The organism is Acinetobacter sp. YH12027, from assembly GCF_013420085.1.
GTDB lineage: Bacteria > Pseudomonadota > Gammaproteobacteria > Pseudomonadales > Moraxellaceae > Acinetobacter > Acinetobacter amyesii.
Genome location: NZ_VOYW01000033.1, coordinates 22,872 through 37,871 on the forward strand (window position 1 = coordinate 22,872; position 15,000 = coordinate 37,871).

Sequence of the window (15,000 nt, forward strand, 5' to 3'; positions counted from 1 at the left end):
ACATTAAGCTAAAATCTGTGCAAAACATAATGACAAGGAACAGCAATGCTGACATATCCAAATATCGACCCTGTGGCGATATCACTGGGGCCACTACAAGTTCACTGGTATGGTCTGATGTATTTATTGGCCTTTTTATTTGCATGGGGCTTGGCAAGCTACCGCGCAAAACAACGTGACGGCTGGAACGCAGAAATGGTCTCTGACCTGATTTTCTATGGTGCATTAGGTGTCGTGATTGGTGGACGCTTTGGCTATGTCTTCTTTTATGGTTTCGATCAATTCCTTGCCAACCCACTGTGGCTGTTCCAAGTTTGGACCGGCGGCATGAGCTTCCATGGCGGTTTCCTTGGTGTCATGATTGCCATGTTACTGTGGTGCAAAAAATATAAAATGACCTGGTTTCAAACCCTCGACTTTATTGCACCCTGCGTTCCAACAGGCTTGATGTTTGGTCGTATTGGGAACTTTATTGGTGGCGAACTGTATGGCCGTGCAGTGACTGACCCTAATTTTGCTTTCGGTATGATCTTCCCGACCGATCCACTTCAGTTGGTGCGCCATCCGTCGCAGCTCTATCAAGCCCTCTGTGAAGGTTTAATTCTGTTTATTGTGCTGTGGTGGTTTAGTTCAAAACCTCGTCCACGTTATGCCGTTTCAGCCTTGTTCCTCATCGGATATGGTATCGCACGCTTCACCATTGAATTCTTCCGTGAGCCGGACAATGGTCAACTATTCATTGGATGGATGAGTAAAGGTCAGTTCCTGACAGTTCCGATGATTCTGATTGGCCTATGGATGATGGGGTATGCCTACCAGAAAAAAATCTATGACTGGGGTCCACAAAAAAATCATTAATATTTTCTAAATGTCTTTAAGCAAGCGAGGTTTAAGCCTCGCTTTTTTATGCGCTGCAATTTATTCCTTCATACGCATTTACTGCACATGAAGTGACTGAATTAGACAACTGATCTGTGCTAAAGTTTATTCAGCTTATTTTTAAACTATCGATCCATGCTTGAATTTTGGTTTAACCCCAGCGTTTCTGTACTTAAAAAAATCCTGTTTTTTATTGCGATGGCCATACTGACAGGTGCTCTGTATTGGATGGAACCCTTAACACTTCAAGCCATTCTCATGTTCATGGGTACAGGTGTCATTTTCCTGATTTGTCGTTATTGCAAGATTCATTTTGCAGCAAAAAATCCAACAGGTTTGCTCTATCGTTTATTGACGTGGATTCCGATTGCACTGCTGTTGGCATTGGTTTTTATCAACATGAATAAGGGTGAAATTTTGATTCCGGGTGCTCAAGGCATTGGCTTTATGGCTTTGGCGATCTGCCTGCTCTCCCCGATTTCACTGCTGAATAAAAACGAGAAAACTTCATCCGAAGGTAAAGTTTAAATGCTGACGTTTTGGTACTCTGAGCGCTGTAACCGACAAATCAAGCTCATCATTTGTATCAGTACCTGCGTGCTAATTTTTCTATGTGCAGAACAAAAACAACTTGATCCCCGCTTTGCGGGCATAAGTTTAGCGATTGGTTTGATGATTGATCTGCTTTATAAGCTCAGACAAGACAAACTGAGAACACTGTCTCAGTCATTAAAATGCGCTTTGGCTACTTTGCCAATTTTATGTTTAGTGTGCTTAATTTATTTTCTACCCAATGAGCAACGCTGGATTTTAGCGCTGCAATGTGTGGGCTTTGCTGCAATTGGATTATTTATCGTCTCGATCTACAGTCAGCGTGCAAAAAGGTTTGAAGACTAACCTTTTTTGCAGCCATGGGCTTTAATCTGCTAAGCGGTAATAGCTGTATTTCACATTTGGAGTTCGATAGACCGCATAACCCGCTTGACGATAATCAGATACCCAGTCCTTACCTGAATATGCTGCGATATGACCATAACGGCTACTTTGATTGCGGTCGATAATATAAATATCGCCTTTCTTTGGTCGATCAAACGCTAAATTAATTTTTTGATAACCAATTTTTTGTAATGTGCTGCCCCAATCTGCTGCGGCAACGGGGTGACCGTTAAAACGTGCCCCTGCGGACTCAAGTGCTAAACGAACACTGCGGGCACATTTCTGAGTACTGCTTTGGCGGGTAATGCCTTGTAAAAATCCAGTCAAACGATCGATATCGATACGCTGACCATTGCGGGATACCACATTTTTAGTCGCTGCTTTTTGAGTGCTATTGGACTTGCCCGTATTTTTACTCGCCTGAGAACGAATTATGATATTTGCCTGAACTGGAGCATGCACTTCACTCAAGTTTACATTGTGATCATAAGCCATTCTTTAACCCACACTCCCGCCTGTATTTAGGCATTCAAAAATTTTAACGAGGGTGATAGTACCGCGTAAATCATGTTTTTTCATGTAAAAAATGTAAGATTTCTTAAACAAATCTTCACATTTAAATACGATCGTCTATTTTTAATTCAATTGGATTTATTTTTGATATCAAACTCTTATTCGGAAATAGCAGCCCAAAACCACCTCTTTAAAATGAGAAAAATCACGTGTATTTTTTTAATCAAACTTATCTGTATTTTTTTCAACGCTGCGAATGTAACATCGCTCAATATATAAACAATAGAGCTTAAGTTTTCTAATTTCATTCTTGATTTAACAGACATATTGTCTCGTTAACACTTGATGTAATTGTTATAAATAGACGTCTTCAACTCAGACAATTCAGCGCTTGTTGCCTGCAAAATTTGGTCATCACCCAATAAACACCGTATGTTTTGGATTTTTTAAACCTGACTATATTCAAGCGCCCATCACAGTTCCTTCCACACGCAAAACAAGCTAATATGTGCCACAAGAAATTTAGCAAATTATGAGAGAGACATGCGCCAGTATTTAGACCTTTTACAACACATTCTCGACAACGGCGGCGACAAGGGCGACCGTACGGGTACGGGAACACGTTCTGTATTTGGTCATCAAATGCGCTTCGATCTTTCTCAAGGTTTCCCTTTACTCACCACCAAGAAAGTTCATTTCCGCTCTATCGTGATTGAACTGTTGTGGTTCCTTAAAGGCGATACCAATGTTCAATATTTGCAAGACAACAAAGTCTCGATTTGGGATGAATGGTCTACAGCAGAACAAACTGCACGCTTCGGTCGTCCTGCCGGCGAATTAGGTCCTGTTTACGGTCATCAATGGCGTAATTTCGGGGCGACCAAAAAAGCCGATGGCCTATATGAACAAGATGGCTTTGACCAAATCAAATGGTTGGTCAATGAAATCAAAACCAATCCTAACTCTCGTCGTCTAATCGTGTCTGGTTGGAATCCAAATGAGGCAGGTAATGTTGCATTGCCACCATGCCATACCTTGTTTCAATTTTTTGTTCAAAACGGAAAATTATCCTGCCAATTATATCAACGCAGTGCTGACGTTTTTTTGGGTGTGCCGTTTAACATTGCCAGCTATGCCCTGTTAACACACATGATTGCGCAAGTTTGTGGTCTAGGTGTAGGCGACTTCGTTTGGACCGGTGGGGATACACATTTATATGCCAACCATTTCGAACAAGCGCAGTTGCAACTGACACGTGAACCAATGGGTCTGTGCCAATTAAAACTCAATCCTGAAATTACCGATCTTTTCGATTTTAAATTTGAAGATATAGAAATCGTAGGTTATGAATCACATCCTGCGATTAAAGCCCCTGTTGCGGTTTAATTTTTAGAAATCCCAAGTGAAAAGCAAAATCCCGCTTTACCTCAAGCGGGATTTTGCATTCTAATAGACGGCAAATATTTCGGCTATTTGAGTTCAAACTATGGCATTTCAAAATTTAGAAATCGTGCACGTTGTCGCTATGGATCAGCAGCGCTGCATTGGTAAAGGGAATGATTTGCCGTGGCATATTTCTGCAGATTTACAACACTTTAAAGCCATCACCCAAGGTGGTGTGGTGGTTATGGGACGCAAAACCTTAGAGTCTATGGGACGTACCCTACCGAAGCGTGTCAATTGGGTCATTACACGAGATAGCAATTGGTCATTTGAAGGTACCAAAGTCGCATATAGTATCGATGAGGCGTTAACGCAAGCTGTTGCTGATGTCGCGAGTTCAGAAAAAACAACAAGTTTGTTTATTATTGGTGGTGGTGAAATTTTTAAGCAAACCATCGGCATCGCAGACCGTTTAGAACTCACGCATGTTGAACTCGATGTTCAAGGTGATGCGCATTATCCTGAAATTCCTGCGGACTTTCAAAAAGTGGCGTCAGAACAACATATCGACGACAAAACTGGGATTGCTTTTGAGTTCGCAACTTACCGAAAATAAAGAAAAATCTTAAGCTAAAAGAAAAATATGCAACAGAGTGACCAACGAGCAATGTTCAAAAAAATAGGGCGAAGTATTCTTCATGCTCTATTTAGTGTGTTTGTCCTCTGTTCTTCGATTTGGCTCTGTGCCGCCCTGTGGATACAGCAACCGGCAGGCTGGTTAGGCAGCCGCATTATCATTGGGATCTGGATCGCTTTTGCTCTAAGCATTTTAGGCATCTATATTACCCAACACTTTTTTAGCCGTCGTAAAGATGTCTTAATTTATATTATGGGCTTTATTTGCGGTCTATTTTGGTATTTTGGCATGGAGGCACGCCAAGATCGTGAATGGAATCCTGAAGTAGCAGAAATTCTGCATTATGAAAACCAAGGCAATCTTGTCACCTTGCACAATGTGCGTAATTTCGACTGGCATGCCGATGGCAGCTATACCCCGCGTTGGGAAACCCGCCAATATGACCTGAGTCAAATCAATGGCGTCAACATCATTACCTCGTATTGGATGGGGCCGCAAATCGCCCATACCTTGGTCAGTTTTGATTTTGCTGACCGACCACCGCTGACGTTTTCGATTGAAATTCGCAAAGAGAAAAACGAAGAATTCTCTGCGATTGGTGGTTTTTTCCGTAAATATGAACTGAGCCTTATTGCATCTGATGAAAAAGATATCATCTATACTCGTAGCAATACACGTGGTGAACAGGTCTATTTCTTCCCCGTAAACATGCCAAAATCTGAAATGCAAGCGCTGTTTATTGAATATCTACATAAAGCCGATGAACTGCAGACTCAGCCCAAATGGTACAACACGCTCACTAGTAATTGTACAACACTGGTGTTTGATATGATTCAAGCGGTTTCCAAACATCAGCTTCCAACCGATTACCGCTTATTTGCATCCGGTTATTTGCCGAATTATTTGCATGACCTTCATGCCATAGACCAAAATTGGGATATGAAAACATGGTATCAAAAAGCCCATGTTAACCCCCGCGTCTCTCAAATTAAGCAACTGAGCAGTGAACAATATTCGAAGTTAATCCGACAAGGTTTGCCGCATTCACAGTCTAATCCAAGCGCCAATCAATTGTAATTCTTAAATATTGATACAAATATGGCTAGCTTATCTGTGCGATATTTGCTTAGATAGTTGAAATGCCTCCACGGGGAAATTCCGATGCTAAAACAAATATTTGTTGCTGCAACTTTGGTTTCAACTTTAGTGGTGACAGGCTGTGAAACAATGCCTGCACAAGACAACACCATAACTGAAAATTTAAACCTATTACAAAACCGTACTTGGATTGCCACTCAAATTGGTAACACCCCAATTAAAACATCACCCAATGCGCATAATATTCCAAGCATTCAATTCGATGCGGCTTCAAAACGTGTCTCAGGTGCAGACGGCTGTAATCGTATAATGGGCGGCTATAATGCTGGCAAAGACACCATAACGTTTGGCCCGATTGCAGCGACACAGATGGCTTGTCTCAATAACAATGGGCTAGACCGACTGTACCATGCAGCACTCGAAAAGGTAACGCATTATCAAGTTTTTGGAAAAACTTTGAAATTACTAGACCGTCATGGCAATTTATTAATTCAATATGAAAGCGCCGTTCAACCGCGTTAAATCATTTTAAAAGTCTGCTTCGGCAGACTTTTTTATTCACTGTTCAGTCATGCCAGAGACATTTAATGCACATAAACTTGTGATTAATATACAGACGTACATTGCAGTTTTTAGCTATAACCCCATATTAAACATCAGGGAACAAGATAGGATTTCACTATGCAACAAGCGGTATTTGGTGGTGGATGCTTTTGGTGTGTAGAAGCAGTTTTTCTACAACTTCAGGGCGTGCAAACAGTTGTCAGTGGTTATGCAGGGGGAATTACTCAGCATCCAAGCTATGAGCAAATCTGTGAGGGAAATACCCAACATGCAGAAGTCATTCAGATCAATTTTGATGACAGCCAAATCAGTTTTAGCCAATTGCTGGATGTATTTTTCGCAACCCACGATCCCACTACGCTGAACCGTCAAGGCAATGATGTCGGTACACAGTATCGCTCAGTGATTTTCTATCAAGACGAATCACAAAAGCAAATCGCTGAACAACGTATTGAAGAATTAAAAGCTGAAGGCATCAATATCGTGACTGAACTCAGTCCAATGCCGACCTTCTACCCTGCCGAAGAATATCATCAGAACTTCTTTGCACGGAACCCAAACCAAGGCTACTGTAATTTTTCAATACCACCTAAACTCATGAAATTACGTAGTAAATTTCAAGACCTACTCAAATCTGAGTGATCTATTTGTACGACATTTTTTCAAAATAGAGACATAAAAAAAAGCGACATTTCAGTCGCTTTTTTTTAGCTATCTTTACTCAGTGCTTAGTTATCACTGGCAAAGGCGATATCGCTGAGTCCGGCTCCACTCGCACGCGACATCACTTGCGCAACTGTGTCATAACGTGATTCTTTATCGGCTTTTAAGACCAATGCAGGTTTACGCTCTTGCTGACCAGCTGTATTTAGACGACTTTCTAAATCTTCGAGCGTCACAATATCACCATTCCAAGCGATATCACCCGCTGAGTTAATACTGATGGTTACGCTTTCAGGCGGCAGATCAATCACTTCTGCAGTCGTTTGTGGCAAGGTTAATGGAATTGATGGGTTGGCAACAGTCGCAGTCACCAAGAAGATGATCATCAATACCAACATAATATCGATGAGCGGAATGAGGTTCATCTCATTCATGCCAGCATCGTTGTCTTCACCCAATTGAAAAGCCATTAAGCTTGACCTCCAGCTAAACTTTGCTGTGCAGTTTTCACGTCTTCTTTCTTCGCTGCAGATTCTTGTTGCAACATAGTATCAATCAATAAACCATGCGCTTGATCTTGCAATTCATTCGACAGTGTACGGTTAAAACGAACACAGATGTTATAAGCCAATACCGCAGGAATCGCCACAGCCAAACCAAGACCGGTCATGATCAAAGCTTCACCGACTGGAGTTGCCACTTGCGCTAAACCCGCTTGACCGCTTTTACCCACTGCTACAAGGGCATGGAAAATACCCCACACTGTACCGAACAAACCTACGAACGGTGCAATTGAAGCAATCGTACCCAATACAGATACGCCTTTTTCAGCATTAGCTTTTTCTACCGAAATTTGACGTAGTAATGCTTGTTCAGCCACAGCCTTACGTTGTTCAAAAGCCAAAGGAGCAAATTTCGCTTTCAGTTTGCTTAGTGCATCTGCAAGGTGGTTATACGCCACTTGTTTGAGCTGACGTGTGCCCATAATACGAAGAACGAAGATCGTCCAAGTCGCAATCGACATTGCAAGTAACACGAAATACAGTGTTTTGCTGACTGCATCTGCATGTTGCCAATAAACTGAAAAGTTCATATTCGAACTCCTAATGGGTTAGCCGGAATCTTAATTAAGTTTAAAGTTAAATGGTTGATCAACTCGCGTCGGAGTTGCGACACCATTATCAATATATTTGGATAAACGCGCACGCTTCACTGCTGCAGTCACTTTACGGTTCACAGCAGCGCCACAAGTCGAGTTTTTAATCGTTGCTGATTCGACTTTACCTTCAGCACTTGCTGCAATCGCAACTTCAACTGTACACGACGCTTTTAATTCACCATCTTCAAATTGAACATTCGGTTTCTTAATCCAACTGACACCATTACCAATGCTCACAGTTTTAGGTGTCGGTGGCGCAGGTGGTGCTGGAGGCGCAGGTGGTGGTGCAACAGGTGCCGGAGGTGTTGGTTCAACACGAACGACTTTCGTTTCAGAAACCACAGTTGAAACAACAGATGTTGGTGGTACGTTTTTGACCGCTTCAACAGTTGGTTTCGGCGCATCTTTCTTTTTCACCTGTTCCACTTTTTCCACTTTCTTCGGTGGAGGTGGTAAAGGCTTATCTACAATTTTAACTTCTTTTGGCTTTGGTGGCTCTTTCTTCGGTTCTGGTTTTGGCTTCGGAGGTTCTGGTTTTTTCTCTTCAACAATCTTCACAAAGCGAACTTTAATCGGATCTTTTTCGATCGGTTTAAGTTCTGGTGCTTTCATATTGCTGACCGCCCACAATACCCCCATATGCCCTACCACAACAGCGAGAAGCGCAGTAATGATTTTCTTTTTCATCGGGTTAGGTGATTGCATCATTGGAGCGGGAGATTGACTCATTAAACTCAGTTACCTTGAAGAAGCGATTGCATTTATTTTGTCAAAAATACAATCATGTTCATCGGTTAGCACAATTAAAGTACGGCAATAATAAATGAGAAGTGTTTTCATTTGCAACTATTAATTCGTCAGTTTTAATGACTTTTTTTAATCATAATATAAAAAAGGCATACCTAAAGTATGCCCTTTTATTCAAAAATTCATCTCGTTTTATTGAAATACAACAGTTTTATTACCATCGACAATAATACGATCTTCAAGATGCCATTTGACTGCACGTGCGAGCACATTACGTTCTACGTCCTGACCTAACTCACGCAATTGTTCAACAGTAAAGTCGTGGCTTACACGCTCTACGTCTTGCTCAATAATCGGCCCTTGGTCAAGATCAGCAGTCACATAATGCGCTGTCGCACCAATCAACTTCACACCTTTTTCATGCGCTTGCTTATATGGGTTCGCACCAACAAAGGCTGGGAGGAATGAATGGTGAATGTTGATCACTTTCATTTCCCATTTTTGAACAAATTCTTCGTCTAAAATTTGCATATAACGAGCAAGAACCAATAAATCATTGCCTTGCATCAATTGATCAATTTGCTCATAAGCTTCACGTTTGTTTTCTTTGTTCACGGGAACCACTTCAAACGGAATACCGAAATTTTCTACAGATTCACGTAAAGCATCGTGATTAGACACGACTTTGGTGATTTCACATGGCAAACCACCACGTGCATGACGCCATAACAGCTCAAGCAATGCATGGTCAACTTTAGACACCAAGATACCGACTTTCTTCACATCACTGACTAAAGCTAAACGCCAGTGCATGTTGTAACGCTCAGCAACATTGCTCGCAAATGTTTGAGTTAGACTTTCTTTACGGCTTTGTAAATTGTCCAATTCGAACTCAACACGCATGAAGTATCGCCCCCCTTGAGCTTCAGTCGCGTATTGATCAAGTGCGGTAATATTTGCTCCCTGATGATACAAAAAGCTCGATACAGCTTGCACAATCCCCGGTTTATCTTCACAGGTAATGAGTAAGCGTGCTGTGTTAGCGGTCGACATATTCATGTTGGTTTATATCACTAATCAGTTAAATTGAAAAAAGAGCCGAGTATTCTAACGCTTTTTAAAGCCAGACTAAATAGTCTTATTCAGTAACCTGATGCTTTGCGTTTGAAAGACTTGCAAATAAGTCCGACGGCCCTAAAGTTTCGAGCAATCGCTCATAGGTTTCACGGCTTTCACCACGTAGATATGCACCTTCTAAGAACACCATTTGTCGTAGTGCTTGCCACACCCACTTTTCTTCCAAAGTGTTTGAGTCAGTAATATGGCCAGACATATAAAGGAAGTTGGTCCAGTTGGTCAGCACGATCCACAAGTTAATGGTTAAGGCCTCAATTTCAGAATCGGTCATCTGCATTAAGCCTGCGTCAACAAAGGCACGATAAATTTTCTGCCCTTGTTGCATGACTTGACCGGCAAAACGTGGATACATTTTGCGGAAATCTTCATTATTTTCGACCAAGTGATAAACATCACGATGTAAAAAGCGATAAGCCCATAATTGGCTACTTAACACTTGGAAATAGCGAATTTTATCATTGGCATCAAGCTGACGATCATCAGGAAGCGCTAACATTTCTAGCGTTTCATGCTGATATTGCTCCATTAATTCCTTAATAATTTCACTTTTATTTCGGAAATGGTAATACAAGTTACCTGGGCTCATTCCCAGTTCAGCAGCAATATGATTGGTTGTCACTGAACGCTCGCTACGCTCATTAAACAACTGCAAACTCAGCTGCAAAATACGTTCTTTCGTTTTTAAGGTTTTGGTGTGAGACATCCTAAAACAACCATTTATTTCAAAGCATTAGAACACTAACACATAAAGTAACTTGACTATTTAGAGTATTTGCTCTAAAAATTAATTAATCGCTAATTTGGATATGGTCGTGCGACATGAATAGTCAGACAAAAACAACTTCAATGACACCACATTCTTTTGATCACCAGCATCTCAACAATATGTTGGAACAGCAGAAACAAGCGTATTTACGTTACCCATTGCCTACAGCGAAGGAACGTATTGACCGTTTGGCTCGGCTTAAGCGTATCTTAGTTAAGTATCAAGATCAATTTGCTGATGCAATTAATCAAGACTATGGTAACCGTTCTATCGGTGAAACCAAGATTGGTGAGTTACTCACATGTCTTGAGCACATCAAATATTATAGCAAGCATTTGACAGACTGGATGAAACCATCCAAACGCCATGTCGGAATTATTCACCAACCTGCAAAAGCATGGGTGCAATATCAACCGCTTGGTGTCGTCGGCATTATTACGCCATGGAACTACCCACTGCTTCTTTCTATAGGCCCACTGATTTGTGCTTTGGCTGCGGGCAACCATGCCATGATCAAAATTTCGAGTGCCTCTGCGGCATTCGGTGATGTGCTAGAAAAAGCTCTCGCAGAAGCATTTCCTCAAGAATTGGTCGCAGTCGTCAACGGTGGTGGCCCAATTTCAGATGCGTTTAGTCACCTTGCCTTCGACAAGATGATTTTTACTGGCTCGACCAATGTCGGTAAAACCGTCATGGCGGCAGCGTCTGAAAACTTAGTTCCGGTGATTTTAGAATTAGGCGGAAAGTCACCTGTATTGGTTCATCCGTCTATTGACCTTGCAGATGTCGCACAGCGTCTTGCGGTTGGTAAACTTTGGAATGCAGGTCAAACTTGTGTTGCACCTGACTATGTGTTCTTACCTCGTGGTAAAACAGCTGAATTTTTAGATCACTATAAAGTGTGCGTTGAAGCCATGTACCCAAGTATTGCCCAAAATCAGGACTACACCTCGATTATTAATGACAAGCAGTACAACCGCCTACAAGGTTATTTAGAAGATGCGCGTGATCAAGGCGCACAAATCATCAGTTTTAACCCACAAAATGAAGATGTGGACGCTGTACGTAAAATTGCACCGACTGTTTTAACGGGTGTCACTCCAGACATGCAAATTATGCAGCATGAAATCTTCGGTCCGATCCTTCCGATCATGGAATATGATCAAATTGACGAGGTTATTGCTTTTATTAATAGCCGTCCTCGTCCACTTGCTTTATACTATTTCGACTTTGATCAGGCACGTGCCGACTATGTCGCAACACGTACCCATTCAGGACATTTCGGACAAAACACGGTATTAACCCATGTTGCTCAAGATGACCTGCCGTTTGGCGGTGTGGGGGCTTCGGGTATGGGGAAATATCATGGTCCAGAAGGTTTCTTCAGTTTGTCGCATGAACGCTCGGTGATGTCGAATCCAAAACTCTATAGTTTGAAATTCATTCTTCCACCGTTCAATAAGCCGATCCACAAACTGATTTCGAAGACACTTCTTCGATAAACGATCAAGGCATGAACGATCACACTAGGTGATCGTTCGTTTTATGCAAAATCGCTTGTCTTTTAAGCGCATTTTTGATATAAAACGCCCCTTGAATGAATTCAATGTTTTTTTTGACTGGCCATACAGATTTGCTGTTGGCTAAATCAATGGAGTTACACCATGTCTAAGGTTTGCCAAGTTACCGGCAAGCGTCCAGTCGTTGGTAACAACGTCTCACACGCCAACAACAAAACTAAACGCCGGTTCGAGCCGAACCTGCATCACCACCGTTTTTGGTTAGAAAGCGAAAAACGTTTCGTACGTCTTCGTCTAACTACTAAAGGTATGCGTATTATCGACAAATTGGGCATCGAAAAGGTTGTTGCTGACCTACGTGCTCAAGGTCAAAAGATCTAAGGAGCTACGAACATGCGTGATAAAATTCGCCTAGTTTCTTCTGCTGGTACAGGTTATTTCTACACTACCACTAAGAACAAACGTACTATGCCGGAAAAAATGGAAATCAAAAAATTTGATCCAAAAATCCGTCAACACGTAATCTTCAAAGAAGCTAAAATCAAATAATTTTAGTTTTTGAAAAAAACGACCTACTTAGGTCGTTTTTTTTTGCATTTTTTTTATTCGAATTGCTAAACTTTCAAAATGCTTTTTGGCACTTTTTGTGCTTGTCTTTTTTACCCTTAACTTAGGCTTAAGGAGTTTTTAGTGCCTCATGATGTAGAACTCATAATATTACTTGCTGTTGGCTTTGGTTTTGCCTTAATTTTTGGCTATATTGCTGCACGCCTGCGACTTCCTCCCCTTATCGGCTATCTGATTGCCGGTATTATTATTAGCCCAAACACACCTGGGGTAGTTGGCGATATCCATCTCGCTAACCAATTGGCCGAACTCGGTGTGATGTTTCTGATGTTTGGCGTGGGTATGCACTTTTCACTCAATGATTTGATGCAAGTACGTCGTATTGCCCTCCCGGGTGCCATTTTACAAATTGCAGTGGCGACCTTACTCGGTATGGGAATTTCCATGCTTTGGGGCTGGAGCATGGGCTCAGCCTTAGTGTTTGGCTTAAGTTTGTCGTGTGCAAGTACTGTCGTTCTACTCAAAGCCTTAGGTGATCGCGGTTTACTCAACTCCGTCAATGGTAAAATTGCCGTGGGTTGGCTCTTGGTTGAAGACTTGGTGATGGTTTTGGTCCTGGTCCTTCTGCCTGCTACTGCCGTACTGCTTGGCGGCCAACCGCTCACAGAAAGCAGTGCTGATGAAAATATTTGGCTGACCTTAGGTCTAACTTTACTCAAAGTTGCTGGCTTTATTGCCTTCATGCTGATCATTGGTAAACGTTTAGTGCCAATGATTATGCAAGTGGTTGCACGCTTAGGCTCACGTGAATTATTCACGCTCACTGTGGTTGCAGCAGCCGTGTCTATTGCCTTTGGTGCCTACAAGGTATTTGGTGTATCCATGGCACTGGGCGCATTTTTTGCCGGTATGGTGGTCAAAGAGTCTGACTTTAGTCACCGTGCAGAAGAAGAAACCCTTCCGCTTCGTGAAATTTTTTCGATTCTGTTTTTCGTCTCCGTCGGCATGCTGTTTGATCCACGGATCTTGATTGAACAACCGCTTCACGTCTTAGCTGTGGTCGGTATTATCATGATTGGTAAGACCATCGCTGCAATGGCATTAGTATTGTTCTTCCGCTACCCCATCAATACCGCATTAACCGTTGGGGCAAGCTTGGCGCAAATTGGTGAGTTCTCATTTATTTTGGCGACCTTGGGTGTATCTCTAAACCTCCTTTCTATGGAAGGACAAAACCTGATACTGGCAGGTGCATTAATCTCGATTACACTCAACTCATTTGTATTTTCTGCAATCGAGCCTATGCAGCGACTCATCCGTGAGCGCTCGAATTTGGCCCGTTTACTGGAACGTAGTAGTGACCCATTAGCCATGTTGCCTGATGAGGTCTCACAGGATTATCTACGTGATCAGGTGGTACTGATTGGTCATGGTGAAGTCGGTCGTCGCATTACCCGTGAATTAATGAATGAAAACATTAAAGTGGTTATTGCTGAAGAAAATCGTGAAATCGTGGAAAACTTACGGGAAAAAGGCATCGCTGCGGTATCCGGTGTGGCAACAGAACCCGGCGTTTTAATTCAAGCCCATATTCAACACGCACGCCTTTTGGTCATTTCACCTATGGATATTTTAGATATTCATAAAATTGTCGACATTGCCAAAATGCTGAATCCGTCTATCCAAGTGTTGGTTTGTGCGGAAAGCAAAGAAGAAGCTGAAGTCATTCGTCGTGACAATGTCGGTGAGGTTTATTATGCCAAAGAGGAAATGGCGAAAAATATGAGCAATCATATTTTAAATCAAATCCAAATTGCCCATCACCAAACACCGACACACTAAGTGCCTAAATAAAACGCTTAGGGGCAATACCAAAAAGGCGATGCATTTAAGCATCGCCTTTTTTTAATGGATATAATTCATTGATTTTAAAATTACAAATAATTGAATTTAAAAAACATATTGATAAAATAAGCATCAAACGAAGCATCATTTTTAAAAACTTCAAACAAGAAACGAGAAAAACATGTACATCCTCTATTTAGGCCTTGCCATTATTTTGATTGGCGGTCTGGGCTTTCTCATCGCTGCATTTAAAACCAGTATTTTATGGGGACTGGGCTGTCTATTGTTTTATCCCATTTCCATCGTCTTTCTGATTCTGTATTGGCAAGATGCCAAAAATCCTTTTTTCTTACAGCTCATCGGGGTCTTTATTGTATTTTTAGGTTCGATACTGATCTCACCTACTGAACTGGGCACAGTCTAAGTGTCATTTTGGGCATAAAAAAACGCACCGAAAGGTCACTGCTGTCCCATAGTTTGCTTTAAATAAAAAAACCTGAGTCCTAACAGTTAAAATATGAGTGCAAACAAACACTTTAACGACCAGGATTCAGGTTTTGTCACATCAGAATACCGTATTTCATGA

General features: G+C 41.7%; 19 protein-coding genes. 13 read left to right on the plus strand and 6 right to left on the minus strand.

The features are described from left to right. Nucleotides 1-45: 45 nt before the first annotated feature. From lgt to FTT94_RS12115, 3 genes are all read left to right on the plus strand, one after another. The gene (gene lgt / locus FTT94_RS12105) at nucleotides 46-858 is read left to right on the plus strand and encodes a prolipoprotein diacylglyceryl transferase (protein WP_180170866.1); all 813 of its coding nucleotides are present in this window, start codon (nucleotides 46-48) and stop codon (nucleotides 856-858) included. A 156-nt stretch (nucleotides 859-1,014) separates the two neighbouring features. Then, a complete protein-coding gene (locus FTT94_RS12110) occupies nucleotides 1,015-1,407 on the plus strand; it encodes a hypothetical protein (protein WP_180066298.1) in 393 nt (130 codons plus the stop codon). After that, complete coding sequence (locus tag FTT94_RS12115) at nucleotides 1,408-1,776, plus strand: hypothetical protein (RefSeq protein ID WP_180065190.1); 369 nt, start codon at nucleotides 1,408-1,410, stop codon at nucleotides 1,774-1,776. A gap of 21 nt (nucleotides 1,777-1,797) precedes the next feature. Here the strand turns inward: FTT94_RS12115 and FTT94_RS12120 are convergent, their stop codons facing one another. Continuing rightward, a complete protein-coding gene (locus tag FTT94_RS12120) occupies nucleotides 1,798-2,310 on the minus strand; it encodes a peptidoglycan amidohydrolase family protein (protein WP_180105481.1) in 513 nt (170 codons plus the stop codon). A 561-nt stretch (nucleotides 2,311-2,871) separates the two neighbouring features. Between FTT94_RS12120 and thyA the strand changes: the two genes are divergently transcribed. The 5 genes from thyA to msrA all read left to right on the plus strand — a co-directional run bounded on the left by thyA (nucleotide 2,872) and on the right by msrA (nucleotide 6,652). Continuing rightward, complete coding sequence (gene thyA, locus FTT94_RS12125) at nucleotides 2,872-3,714, plus strand: thymidylate synthase (RefSeq protein WP_078189681.1); 843 nt, start codon at nucleotides 2,872-2,874, stop codon at nucleotides 3,712-3,714. Between the two features lie 100 nt (nucleotides 3,715-3,814). Beyond that, nucleotides 3,815-4,327, plus strand: a complete 513-nt coding sequence (locus tag FTT94_RS12130) for a dihydrofolate reductase (RefSeq protein ID WP_180106280.1) — start codon at nucleotides 3,815-3,817, stop codon at nucleotides 4,325-4,327. Nucleotides 4,328-4,354: 27 nt separating this feature from the next. Continuing rightward, nucleotides 4,355-5,425 (plus strand): DUF4105 domain-containing protein, encoded by a 1,071-nt coding sequence (locus FTT94_RS12135; protein ID WP_180170867.1) that lies wholly within the window; start codon nucleotides 4,355-4,357, stop codon nucleotides 5,423-5,425. Nucleotides 5,426-5,509: 84 nt separating this feature from the next. Next, the gene (locus tag FTT94_RS12140; protein WP_180106011.1) at nucleotides 5,510-5,968 is read left to right on the plus strand and encodes an META domain-containing protein; all 459 of its coding nucleotides are present in this window, start codon (nucleotides 5,510-5,512) and stop codon (nucleotides 5,966-5,968) included. A gap of 159 nt (nucleotides 5,969-6,127) precedes the next feature. Next, nucleotides 6,128-6,652, plus strand: a complete 525-nt coding sequence (gene msrA / locus FTT94_RS12145; protein WP_180010195.1) for a peptide-methionine (S)-S-oxide reductase MsrA — start codon at nucleotides 6,128-6,130, stop codon at nucleotides 6,650-6,652. Between the two features lie 86 nt (nucleotides 6,653-6,738). Here the strand turns inward: msrA and FTT94_RS12150 are convergent, their stop codons facing one another. From FTT94_RS12150 to FTT94_RS12170, 5 genes are all read right to left on the minus strand, one after another. Next, nucleotides 6,739-7,143 (minus strand): biopolymer transporter ExbD, encoded by a 405-nt coding sequence (locus FTT94_RS12150; RefSeq protein ID WP_078189686.1) that lies wholly within the window; start codon nucleotides 7,141-7,143, stop codon nucleotides 6,739-6,741. Beyond that, nucleotides 7,143-7,766, minus strand: coding sequence for a MotA/TolQ/ExbB proton channel family protein (locus FTT94_RS12155; RefSeq protein ID WP_078192725.1), 624 nt, complete (start codon nucleotides 7,764-7,766; stop codon nucleotides 7,143-7,145). Before FTT94_RS12155 ends, FTT94_RS12150 begins: the two co-directional genes overlap by 1 nt. A 30-nt stretch (nucleotides 7,767-7,796) precedes the next feature. Next, nucleotides 7,797-8,561, minus strand: a complete 765-nt coding sequence (locus tag FTT94_RS12160; protein WP_180170868.1) for a TonB family protein — start codon at nucleotides 8,559-8,561, stop codon at nucleotides 7,797-7,799. Nucleotides 8,562-8,771: 210 nt separating this feature from the next. Then, a complete protein-coding gene (gene purU, locus FTT94_RS12165) occupies nucleotides 8,772-9,638 on the minus strand; it encodes a formyltetrahydrofolate deformylase (protein ID WP_078192727.1) in 867 nt (288 codons plus the stop codon). A 79-nt stretch (nucleotides 9,639-9,717) separates the two neighbouring features. Next, a complete protein-coding gene (locus tag FTT94_RS12170) occupies nucleotides 9,718-10,419 on the minus strand; it encodes a TetR/AcrR family transcriptional regulator (RefSeq protein WP_168377888.1) in 702 nt (233 codons plus the stop codon). A 116-nt stretch (nucleotides 10,420-10,535) separates the two neighbouring features. Here FTT94_RS12170 and FTT94_RS12175 point away from each other — a divergent pair, with 116 nt between their 5' ends. The 5 genes from FTT94_RS12175 to FTT94_RS12195 all read left to right on the plus strand — a co-directional run bounded on the left by FTT94_RS12175 (nucleotide 10,536) and on the right by FTT94_RS12195 (nucleotide 14,838). After that, nucleotides 10,536-11,984 carry a coniferyl aldehyde dehydrogenase gene (locus FTT94_RS12175; protein WP_180007171.1) on the plus strand — a complete coding sequence of 483 codons (1,449 nt, stop codon included), beginning with the start codon at nucleotides 10,536-10,538 and terminating at the stop codon, nucleotides 11,982-11,984. A gap of 162 nt (nucleotides 11,985-12,146) precedes the next feature. After that, nucleotides 12,147-12,383 (plus strand): 50S ribosomal protein L28, encoded by a 237-nt coding sequence (gene rpmB, locus FTT94_RS12180; protein ID WP_000048256.1) that lies wholly within the window; start codon nucleotides 12,147-12,149, stop codon nucleotides 12,381-12,383. Nucleotides 12,384-12,395: 12 nt separating this feature from the next. Beyond that, nucleotides 12,396-12,551 (plus strand): 50S ribosomal protein L33, encoded by a 156-nt coding sequence (gene rpmG / locus FTT94_RS12185; RefSeq protein ID WP_001205031.1) that lies wholly within the window; start codon nucleotides 12,396-12,398, stop codon nucleotides 12,549-12,551. 141 nt (nucleotides 12,552-12,692) lie between these two features. Next, nucleotides 12,693-14,411, plus strand: a complete 1,719-nt coding sequence (locus tag FTT94_RS12190) for a cation:proton antiporter (protein WP_180026028.1) — start codon at nucleotides 12,693-12,695, stop codon at nucleotides 14,409-14,411. 184 nt (nucleotides 14,412-14,595) lie between these two features. Further along, nucleotides 14,596-14,838: a hypothetical protein gene (locus FTT94_RS12195; protein WP_078192731.1), complete on the plus strand. Its 243-nt coding sequence runs from the start codon at nucleotides 14,596-14,598 to the stop codon at nucleotides 14,836-14,838. Nucleotides 14,839-15,000 lie beyond the last annotated feature (162 nt).

Excerpts from the sequence above, each read along its gene's own strand:
- thyA (WP_078189681.1), top strand. The coding sequence starts at position 2,872 with ATGCGCCAGTATTTAGACCTTTTACAACACATTCTCGACAACGGCGGC.
- FTT94_RS12170 (WP_168377888.1), bottom strand. The coding sequence starts at position 10,419 with ATGTCTCACACCAAAACCTTAAAAACGAAAGAACGTATTTTGCAGCTG.
- FTT94_RS12140 (WP_180106011.1), top strand. The coding sequence starts at position 5,510 with ATGCTAAAACAAATATTTGTTGCTGCAACTTTGGTTTCAACTTTAGTG.
- purU (WP_078192727.1), bottom strand. The coding sequence starts at position 9,638 with ATGAATATGTCGACCGCTAACACAGCACGCTTACTCATTACCTGTGAA.
- FTT94_RS12115 (WP_180065190.1), top strand. The coding sequence starts at position 1,408 with ATGCTGACGTTTTGGTACTCTGAGCGCTGTAACCGACAAATCAAGCTC.
- lgt (WP_180170866.1), top strand. The coding sequence starts at position 46 with ATGCTGACATATCCAAATATCGACCCTGTGGCGATATCACTGGGGCCA.
- FTT94_RS12135 (WP_180170867.1), top strand. The coding sequence starts at position 4,355 with ATGCAACAGAGTGACCAACGAGCAATGTTCAAAAAAATAGGGCGAAGT.
- FTT94_RS12110 (WP_180066298.1), top strand. The coding sequence starts at position 1,015 with ATGCTTGAATTTTGGTTTAACCCCAGCGTTTCTGTACTTAAAAAAATC.
- rpmG (WP_001205031.1), top strand. The coding sequence starts at position 12,396 with ATGCGTGATAAAATTCGCCTAGTTTCTTCTGCTGGTACAGGTTATTTC.
- FTT94_RS12160 (WP_180170868.1), bottom strand. The coding sequence starts at position 8,561 with ATGAGTCAATCTCCCGCTCCAATGATGCAATCACCTAACCCGATGAAA.
- FTT94_RS12150 (WP_078189686.1), bottom strand. The coding sequence starts at position 7,143 with ATGGCTTTTCAATTGGGTGAAGACAACGATGCTGGCATGAATGAGATG.
- FTT94_RS12195 (WP_078192731.1), top strand. The coding sequence starts at position 14,596 with ATGTACATCCTCTATTTAGGCCTTGCCATTATTTTGATTGGCGGTCTG.
- rpmB (WP_000048256.1), top strand. The coding sequence starts at position 12,147 with ATGTCTAAGGTTTGCCAAGTTACCGGCAAGCGTCCAGTCGTTGGTAAC.
- FTT94_RS12120 (WP_180105481.1), bottom strand. The coding sequence starts at position 2,310 with ATGGCTTATGATCACAATGTAAACTTGAGTGAAGTGCATGCTCCAGTT.
- FTT94_RS12175 (WP_180007171.1), top strand. The coding sequence starts at position 10,536 with ATGAATAGTCAGACAAAAACAACTTCAATGACACCACATTCTTTTGAT.
- FTT94_RS12155 (WP_078192725.1), bottom strand. The coding sequence starts at position 7,766 with ATGAACTTTTCAGTTTATTGGCAACATGCAGATGCAGTCAGCAAAACA.
- msrA (WP_180010195.1), top strand. The coding sequence starts at position 6,128 with ATGCAACAAGCGGTATTTGGTGGTGGATGCTTTTGGTGTGTAGAAGCA.
- FTT94_RS12130 (WP_180106280.1), top strand. The coding sequence starts at position 3,815 with ATGGCATTTCAAAATTTAGAAATCGTGCACGTTGTCGCTATGGATCAG.